The organism is Rhizobium sp. NZLR8 (genome assembly GCF_019685025.1).
Lineage (GTDB): Bacteria > Pseudomonadota > Alphaproteobacteria > Rhizobiales > Rhizobiaceae > Rhizobium.
In genome coordinates this window covers 76,872-85,672 of record NZ_JABDVY010000023.1, presented here as the reverse complement: position 1 = coordinate 85,672, position 8,801 = coordinate 76,872, and the positions used below count along the sequence as shown (strand labels likewise).

At 61.5% G+C, this 8,801-nt stretch carries 7 protein-coding genes and 2 pseudogenes; 2 read left to right on the top strand and 7 right to left on the bottom strand.

Annotated elements, in window-relative coordinates; all coding sequences use genetic code 11:
• From HJB89_RS31690 to HJB89_RS31670, 5 genes and pseudogenes are all read right to left on the bottom strand, one after another.
• Positions 1-196 (bottom strand): annotated as a pseudogene (locus HJB89_RS31690) (sugar ABC transporter substrate-binding protein); the annotation flags it as partial.
• 88 nt (positions 197-284) lie between these two features.
• A complete protein-coding gene (locus tag HJB89_RS31685) occupies positions 285-1,805 on the bottom strand; it encodes an aldehyde dehydrogenase family protein (protein WP_221150958.1) in 1,521 nt (506 codons plus the stop codon).
• A complete protein-coding gene (locus HJB89_RS31680) occupies positions 1,805-2,584 on the bottom strand; it encodes an enoyl-CoA hydratase/isomerase family protein (protein ID WP_221150957.1) in 780 nt (259 codons plus the stop codon). The genes HJB89_RS31685 and HJB89_RS31680 overlap by 1 nt, the downstream gene beginning before the upstream one ends.
• Positions 2,577-4,190: an acyl CoA:acetate/3-ketoacid CoA transferase gene (locus HJB89_RS31675; RefSeq protein ID WP_221150956.1), complete on the bottom strand. Its 1,614-nt coding sequence runs from the start codon at positions 4,188-4,190 to the stop codon at positions 2,577-2,579. The genes HJB89_RS31680 and HJB89_RS31675 overlap by 8 nt, the downstream gene beginning before the upstream one ends.
• A 9-nt stretch (positions 4,191-4,199) precedes the next feature.
• Positions 4,200-5,270: a LacI family DNA-binding transcriptional regulator gene (locus tag HJB89_RS31670; protein WP_221150955.1), complete on the bottom strand. Its 1,071-nt coding sequence runs from the start codon at positions 5,268-5,270 to the stop codon at positions 4,200-4,202.
• A gap of 259 nt (positions 5,271-5,529) precedes the next feature.
• On the opposite strand from HJB89_RS31670, the pseudogene HJB89_RS31665 reads away from it, so the two are divergent.
• Positions 5,530-6,042 (top strand): annotated as a pseudogene (locus HJB89_RS31665) (sensor histidine kinase); the annotation flags it as partial.
• 58 nt (positions 6,043-6,100) lie between these two features.
• Positions 6,101-6,724 (top strand): carboxymuconolactone decarboxylase family protein, encoded by a 624-nt coding sequence (locus HJB89_RS31660; protein ID WP_221116278.1) that lies wholly within the window; start codon positions 6,101-6,103, stop codon positions 6,722-6,724.
• Positions 6,725-6,754: 30 nt separating this feature from the next.
• On the opposite strand, the gene HJB89_RS31655 is transcribed toward HJB89_RS31660, so the two are convergent.
• Together HJB89_RS31655 and HJB89_RS31650 are read right to left on the bottom strand one after the other, a co-directional pair.
• A complete protein-coding gene (locus tag HJB89_RS31655) occupies positions 6,755-7,726 on the bottom strand; it encodes an alpha/beta hydrolase (protein WP_207584293.1) in 972 nt (323 codons plus the stop codon).
• A gap of 170 nt (positions 7,727-7,896) precedes the next feature.
• The gene (locus tag HJB89_RS31650; RefSeq protein ID WP_221116277.1) at positions 7,897-8,784 is read right to left on the bottom strand and encodes a LysR family transcriptional regulator; all 888 of its coding nucleotides are present in this window, start codon (positions 8,782-8,784) and stop codon (positions 7,897-7,899) included.
• Positions 8,785-8,801 lie beyond the last annotated feature (17 nt).

Here is an 8,801-nt window from a genome sequence, read left to right as displayed (position 1 = left end):
CGGCAACCGGCACGTCCTTCCAGGCAAAACCTTCCTTCGACAGATCCTGCTTCAAAACGTTCAGCGCCGCTGCCTCGCCGCCAGACGTCCACCAGTGCAGCATCTGAACTTCTTTCACGTCAGCTGCGCGAGCGGACACATGAGCGCCGGCCAGAGCCAATGCGATCACGGCAGTCGTGGTCAAAAACCTATTCATCGAAGATCCTCCCAGTTCCATTTTGGAAGATGCGGGACCCATTCCCGCACCAATCACCCGCCCTCCTCAGGCGTAGTTTCATTACCGGCTAAGCCAGCTTTTCCGTCTGCGGCATCCACCAGCCGGTGCGTTTGCCGATATGCATGTTCAGCGTCTTGGTCTCGGTGTAGTCCTCGACCGCATGGCGGCCGAGCTCGCGGCCGAGGCCGCTCTGCTTGTAACCGCCGAAGGGAAGCTCCGAGGCGCCGTCCATAAAGGTGTTCATCCAGACCGTCCCTGCCCGCACCGACCGGCCGATCGTCAGGCACGTGTCGAAATCGCGGCTCCAGACACCGGCCGACAGACCGTAGTCGATGGAATTGGCGATGCTGATCGCTTCTGCCGATGTCTCGAATGTCAGGACCGAAAGGACCGGGCCAAAGACCTCCTCGCGCGCCACCGCCATATCAGGGGTAACCTCTTCGAGGATCGTCGGCGACATGAACTGTCCCATGCCGAGGTCGAGCGTCTCGCCGCCATGCGCGATCCGAGCACCGCTGCTCCTGGCACCGGCGACATATCCTGAAATCTTCTCCAGGTGCTGCGGCGTGATAATCGCGCCGACCTGCGTCGATGGATCGAGCGGGTCGCCGACCTTCACTGCCTTCGACAACGCGGCAATCCGCTTGACGACATCGGAGGCGATTGATTTGTGCAGGATCAGCCGCGAGCCGGCGTTGCAGCACTCGCCGGCATTGAAATAGGCGCCGAAGACCGCAGCGTCGATGAACGCATCGAGATCGGCATCCGGAAAGACGATCTGTGGGTTCTTGCCCCCCAATTCCAACGACACCTTCTTCAGCGTCTGCGCCGCATTCGACATCGTCAGTTTTCCGACGCCGGTCGAGCCGGTGAAGGACACCATGTCGACGTCAGGATGAGAGGTCATGATGGCGCCGACCTCAGATCCCCCACCGGTGACAATGTTGACGACGCCATCCGGAACGCCTGCCTGCTGCAAGATCTCTCCGAGCACAAGTGTCGATCCTGAGGTCAGCTCCGAGGGTTTGACGACGGCGGTGCAGCCCGCGGCGAGCGCGAAGGGCAGCTTCTGGCCGACGATCAGGAACGGAAAGTTCCAGGGCGTGATGATCGCGACCACGCCAATCGCTTCGCGCAGGACGACGCCGAGCGTGCCGTCGCCGAGCGTATTGTAGCTTTCGCCATGGAGATCGCGTGCAAGAGCCGCCGCATAGCGCCAGATATCGACCGAGCCGGCAATTTCGCCCCGCACCTGCGTGATCGGTTTGCCTGCCTCGATAGCATCCAGAAACGCCAGCTCCTCTGCACGCGCGGCGATCAGATCGGCAGCTTTGAGCAGGATGGCGGACCGTTCGGACGCGGTCATGCGGGGCCATGGCCCGAGGTCGAAGGCCTTGCGTGCCGCAGCAATGGCGCGCTCGGCATCCGTCCTGCTGCCGGTCGGGAACCGGCTGACCACGACACCATGGCTTGGCGCGACACGCTCGATCGGATCGGCAGCGCCGGTCTCCCATTTGCCATCGATCAGCATCTTGAAATCACGCGCTCTGTGGTCGCTGAGCGCGGTGGGGTTGACGAGTACCGTCATTACCATTCTCCCTTGAACGTTGCCGGGCGCTTCTCGCTGAATGATGCGACGCCCTCCTTCAGATCGCCGGTCTTGGCGGCGAGGATCGAGCCCAGGGCTTCGACTGCGGTTCCATTGTCTTCACCATTCGCCGATGCGATCATCAACTTGGCGATCTCGACGGCAGCCGGCCCTCTTGCAGCAATCCTCTCAGCATATTCCCTGGCGGCGGCGAGTGAATTTCCTGTTGGAACGACTGCGTCGACGATGCCGAGCAGCCTTGCCTCCTCGGCGGTGAAGATCTCACCGCCGAGCGCCATGCGCCGGATGGCCTGCGCCCCGAACCGGCGCACGAGACGCTGGGTCCCCGACCAGCCCGGCACCATTCCGAGGCCGGTCTCCGGCAGGCCGATCTTGATGTGTTGCTCTGCGAGGCGAATATCGGCAACGCCTGCAAGCTCCAGCCCGCCACCGAAGGCGTGGCCGTTCAGCGCCGCGACCAGCGGCACTCGCAGCGTCGCCAGTCTTTCGAAGATACGATGACCGTGCCGAACCCAGAGATGACCGAATTCCTGCGGCAGCATACCGCCCCAGGCCTTGATATCGCCGCCGGCGGAAAAGCCCTTTCCTTCGCCAGTCAGAACGGCAGCGCGCACATCCGGGTTCGCTTCCACCGCGTCGGCCGCGTCCGCTAAGGCCTTCAGCATGTCGAGATCGAGCGCGTTCAGTTTCTCCGGACGGCAAAGCGTCAGCGTCGCAACGTGCCCGTCGATGTCAACTCTGACTGTTCCGCTAGCCATTGAAACCGCCCTCCAGCGTCCGTTCCCTTTTGGCTGGAAGCGACAGGCCGATGGCTGCCTCGCCGAAGAGTGCGGCGTCCATGACCTTCAGGTCGGGGGCGACGATCAGCGGAAACTCCGATTGATCGAGGATATGGGACTGGAGATCGACGCCGGGCGCAATCTCGGTGAGGACGATGCCATCAGGCGTCAGCTTCATGACGCACCGTTCGGTGACATAGGTTATGTCCTGCCCCTGCTCGATCGCCCGCCTGCCGCTGAAAGTGACATGTTCGACCGCGTTGACGAGCTTCTTCAGCTTGCCTTCCTTCTCGATGAGAAGAGCCCCATCGGCGATCGAAAGCTTTGCTCCGGCGTTGAACATGCCGGAGAAAACGATTTTCTTTGCCCGCGCCGTGATGTCGACGAAGCCGCCGGCGCCAGCCGTTACATGCGGCCGGAAGGAAAGCTTGGAGACGTTGACCGAACCGTCCTTGCCGATCTCGAGGAAGGACAGCAGCGACGCATCGAAACCTGCGCCCTGGAAGTAAGTGAACTGATGGGGAGACGGCATATAGGCGTCCGCATTGGAGGCGCAGCCGAAGGCGAAGTCGAGCAGCGGCACCCCACCGACCGCGCCTTGCTCGATCACCCAGGTGACCGCGCCGTGAAGGCCCTCCTCCAGCAGAATGCGCGGCACGTTGGCCGAGATGCCAAAACCGAGATTGACGCAGCTTCCCGATTGAAGTTCCTGCGCGACGCGGCGCGCGATGACTTTCTGAACATTGAATTCCGGAACGTGGAAGCTCGCGAGCGGGCGGAAGATCTCACCGGAAATTGCCGGATCGTACCCTGTCTGCGTCGTCTGCTTCTGATCGGGATCGACGATGATATAGTCGACCAGCATTCCAGGCACGCGGACGTCATGGGGTTTCAGCGAGCCTTCCTTGGTGATCCGCTTGACCTGCGCGATGACGATGCCGCCATTGTTGCGGGCGGCCAGCGCCTGATCGAGGCCGCCGAGATATGCGCCTTCATGTTCGTATGTGAGATTGCCACGCTCATCGGCGGTGGTGGCGCGGATAATGGCGACCTGAGGGACGATCGAGGGGAAGAACAGCCAGTCGTCACCCTCGAAGCCGACACGCTTGACCACCGGGTGTTCCGAAGCCAGCTCGTTCATCGCGCAGCCCTGCCGCTCGGGATCGACGAATGTGTCGATGCCGATCTTGGTCAGGACGCCCGGCCGTTTGGCGGCGGCTTCGCGATGGATGTCGAAGAGGATGCCGGAGGGAATATTGTATGCCGGGATCTCGTTATTGGTGATCATCTGCCAGATCAGCGGCGGCTCTGATGACGACGGTCCCGATGGATAGGAGCCGCCGATGATACGCTTGAGCAGACCCTTCCTGGCAATATGGTCGACGCCCTTGATGCCGCTCATGTCGCCGGCGGCGATCGGATGAAGGGTCGTCAAGTCACGGGGATGACCGGTCGCATCGAAACGCTCGCCAATGGCCCTCAGCATGAGATCCGGGCAACCGAGACCGCTCGATGACGATACCGTCACAACGGCGCCATCCGGGATCAACGCGGCCGCTTCGGCTGGGGTGAGATGCTTCTTCATATGCGTTGCTCAGCGTCCTGTTTCGATTTTTACGCTCTTGCCGGTCTTTGCCGGCGTGGTCTTGCCAGCGCCGCAGCTCTCGCGGACAACCAGGCGAACGGCTGTTATCACCGTCTCGGCCTCGGCCTTGCCGGCATTGATCTGCTTCAGAAGCATCTGTGCGCCGCGGCGCCCGATGCCTTGCGGATCGACCGAGACCGTCGTCAACGCCGGAACCGCTGCCTGAGCCTCGATGACATCGTCGAAACCCACCACTGCGAAGTCGGCGCCAGGCTCCAGACGGCGCGCGCGCAATCCGTCGCAAACGCCGAAGGCCACGGCATCGTTGAAGCAGACCGCTGCGGTCGGCCGACGGCCAAGCGTAATCGCCTTTCCGATCGCCTCTACCCCGCCGGCCCGCGACGGCGCGGATGAGACGACCAGATCCTCGTGATAATCGAGCCCGGTTGCCTCTACACCGCTTCGGTAACCGGCAAGCCGGTCGTCGAAGACGGCGGTGTCGGGAAAGCCGCCGAGAAAAGCGATGCGCTTGTGACCGAGGCCCGCCAGGTGCTTGACCGCAGACATCATGCCGGCCTGGTTGTCGGAGACGATCGACGAGACCTTGGCGCCGGGCAGGTTTCGAACGACCACCACCACCGGTATGCCGGCCGCCACGAGCGGCTTGAAATCGGCGGCATCGGTGGCGCGCGCCGGCGAGACGATCAGCCCCGAAATGCCATGCTCACGCATCGATGCGACGACCTCGCGCTGCCGGTCGATGCTTTCACTGGTGTTCGACAGGAACTGCACGAATCCGGCCGACTGAACGACCATATCGACGCCGACCGCCAGCTCGGCAAAGAAGCTGTTCGTCAGGTCGTTGACTACGACCCCTACGATCTTCGATTTGGCACCGGCTTGGCGAAGATTGGCTGCGCCGCGATTATAGACGTAGCCGAGTTCGCGCATCACGGCATTGACCTTGGCACGCGTCCCTTCATTGACCAGGGAGGAGCCCTGAAGCACCAGCGAAACCGTCGACTTGGAGACGCCGGCGGCCTTTGCGATGTCGATGACGGTTACCCGCGTCTTTGTCATTTCCCTCTCCGACCACGACGTCGACTGATGGATAAATATTTGGAACGTTCCAATTTTGTCAAGTGACATTTGCAGCCCCATTATCGATTTGTTCATTTCCATTGAGAATTCGGCGCCGTTCTCGATCGTAATCTCAATCGGAAAATTGGAACGATCTAAATTCCAATCACTCGGCTGGCTTGTTTGTCAGGATCAGTGAACCCATGCCGAGTGATGTCAACGAGGTGGGAAAGGACAGCCCTGGCCTTCTGGACGAGCAGTCCGCGCATCGGTTAACCGGATCGTCGATCTTATGGAGAGCATCTTTTCGGCCGGGCGCCTCGACACCGGCAAAATCGATATCAGCTACGACGCCTGCGCCTTGAGATCATTGATAAGAACCTGTTGCGAGCGGCAGTCTTCGATCGCCAGGACGCACAGCTTTGTATTGGAGATCGACAGGCTACCTGAGTTCATCGATGCCGATCCGCGCACTTTGGCGCAGGTCTTTACCAACCTGCTGTCCAATGCCGTCAAATACGCGCTCGGAACCTCCGAAATTCGCGTCACGGCATGGGAGGAGACGGGAAACGTCACAGTCTCGGTCAGCGATGACGGCGTGGGGATCGATCCCGAAGACGTGCCCCGGCTGTTCCAGCGTTATTTTCGTGCGGGAACGTCGACTGGAATTGCCGGCACCGGCATCGCACGAGGGTGCGGATCGACCTTTACCATAACCCTTCCCATCGAGCGAACCGGTAACGCTTCTGCGAGCAGTGACGCTACCTGTTAATTCAGGATTGCTGTCCTGCATATCTACCCTATCCTTCTCAATAGAGGAGGATCATGCCATGGCTTTCATTCACACCCCCAATGCATCCGCCAGCGAGAAGACGACGTCGATGTATGCGTCGGCCGAGGCGAATTATGGTTATCTGCCGAACATGTACCGTGCCTTCGGTCACCGGCCGGAGGTGATGGAGAACTGGGCAGCGCTGCTTTCGAGCATTCGCGGCCATATGAGCCTCAGGCGCTATGAGTTGGTGACGCTGGCGGCGGCCAAGGAGCTGAAATCCTCCTATTGCATGCTGGCGCACGGCTCGGTGCTGTTGCGCGAGGGCTTTACCAGCGACGGGCTGACGGCCGTTGTCAACGAGACGGAGAAAGCGCCGATCGATGCCGGCGAACGGGCGATCATGGCCTTTGCCGCCAAGGTGGCGCGCGACGCGACGTCGGTCACCCAGCAGGATATAGACGGGCTGAAGAAACACGGGCTGAGCGATGCCGAGGTCTTCGACATCACGGCCGCGGCAGCGGCCCGGTGTTTCTTCTCGAAAATGCTGGATGCGCTCGGCGCCGCGCCCGATCACGCCTATATCGAGCGGCTGGAGCCCAATATCAGAAAGGCGCTCAGCGTGGGCCGGGAAGTCGAGCGGCCGCTGGCGCCGTCACCGTCGCGTGGCACATCGCAATGAGAGAGTGAGTCCCTACTCTTGTGGCCCCTATTATTCCGGTTTGTCCTCAAAATGCCGGATCGCAAACTCGGCGAGATTCTGACTCGACCGATCGGCATCGTCGAGCAGCGAGGGAAACAACTGCCACTGATGCGGCATGCCTGGCCAGATCTCGGTGGTGACGTCCACCCCCGCCTGGCGCGCCTTGTCGGCGAGCCGCAACGTGTCATCCAGCAGGACTTCGCCGGAACCGACCTGTAGCAGCAGCGGCGGAAAGCCGGTCATATCGGCATAAAGCGGCGATGCCTGGGGATCGGTCGGCGACCGGTTGCCGAGATAGGCCTTGCGTAAGGCCCCGATCCAGTCTTTGCCGACCAGCGGATCGCTGTCGGCATTCGATGTCATCGATCCGCCCGTCGCGGCAAGATCGGTGATGGGGCTGAGCGCAATGACCGCCGCCGGCAGCGCCTTTCCGGCCTGCATCTGCCGGAGCACGGTTTCGATCGCGATATTGCCGCCGGCGCCGTCTCCCGCGATGACGATATTGTCATTGCGATAACCATTGTCGAGAAGCCAGCGATAGGCCGTCAGCGCGTCGTTGATCTGCGCGGGATAGGTATATTCGGGCATCAGCCGATAATCGACAAGAAGCACATCGCTGGATGCGGCCTTGGCGAGCGAGCCGGCAAGCAGGCTATGCGTGCGGATGGAGCCGCTGGAGAAGCCGCCGCCGTGAATATAGAGGATCATCCTTTGGCCGATCGGGTGATGTAGCCGGGCCGGCCACATCAGCTCGGCATCGACGCCGTCCGCATCGACCTGCCGGACCTGGATGCGGGTCGGCCCCGGCGTCGTTTCCATCAGCGCCCGAAAGGCTGTCCGCCGCTGCTGCAAGCCGTCGGCGCCGGCAAAATGATCCTTCCAGAGGCCGACGAGCTTTTCGACCTGCTCGCGTGAGGCCTGGCTTTGCGGTCCAATGTCCTTGCCGGCCGCCGCCGAAGCCAGCAGCATCAGCGCGGCCAATGTGGGCAACAGACCGCTGAGCCGCTTTGAAGCTCTTCGATTACCAGTTGGCAAAATTCGACCGTTCATCAACCTCTCCCGATGATGCTGGCCATGGCGGCCATGGCAGCATCATTGGCCAGTTCACGCGCAGGAGTCAAAAGGCTGAGGGATGCGAATCCTCACCTTTTTTACTCGGCTCTCATCGCGTCGATGACTGCCCTGAAGCCCGCCGACATGTGGCGTCGGCTCGGATAGTAGAGATAGAGCGGCTCCTCCGGCTGGCACCAGTCTTCCAACACCTGGATCAGTTCGCCATTGGCGATCGCCTTTTCCACGCGCGGTTCCCAGATATAGGCAAGACCGACACCGCCGAGCGCTGCCTGCATCATCAGTTCGTGATCGTCGAGCGACAGCGGTCCCGTCGGCTGAAAGCTCACCGCCTGGCCATCCTTCTCGAACTCCCAGGCATAGCGTGCACCTGACGGAAACATGTTCTGGATACAGAGATGGCGCTTGAGATCGTGCGGCGTCGCCGGCTTCGGCCGGGCCTCGAAATAGGCGGGCGAAGCGACGACGACCAAGCGGATGCGCGGCTTGATGCGCAGTGCGATCATGCCCTCGGTGAGGCGCTCACCGAAGCGGATGCCGGCATCGAAACCCTCCTCGACAATATCGACCAGCCTGTCTGTCGCGTTGATCTCCAACTGCAAATTGGGATTGCGTTGGAGCAACGGAGCAATGACGCGGCCGATGACGAAGGGGCCGATCGAATTCGGCACATTGATCCTCACCTTGCCGAAGGGCGTGTCGCGATATCGGTTCAACGCATCGAGCGCTGCTGCCATCTCGCCAAAGGCCGGGTCGAGATGCGAGATCAGCAGTTCGCCGGCCTCGGTCAGCGAGACGCTGCGCGTCGTACGGTTGAGCAGGCGAATGCCGATACGGTCTTCAAGGTTGAGCACGGCATGGCTGACTGCCGAAGCGGTGACACCCCTCTCCTCGCCGGCCTTGCGAAAACTCTTTTGCCGGGCAACGGCCGCAAAAGCCGCGAGTTCGGAAAGTTCGGTGGCACGCATTGCTGAATTTTGCTCAT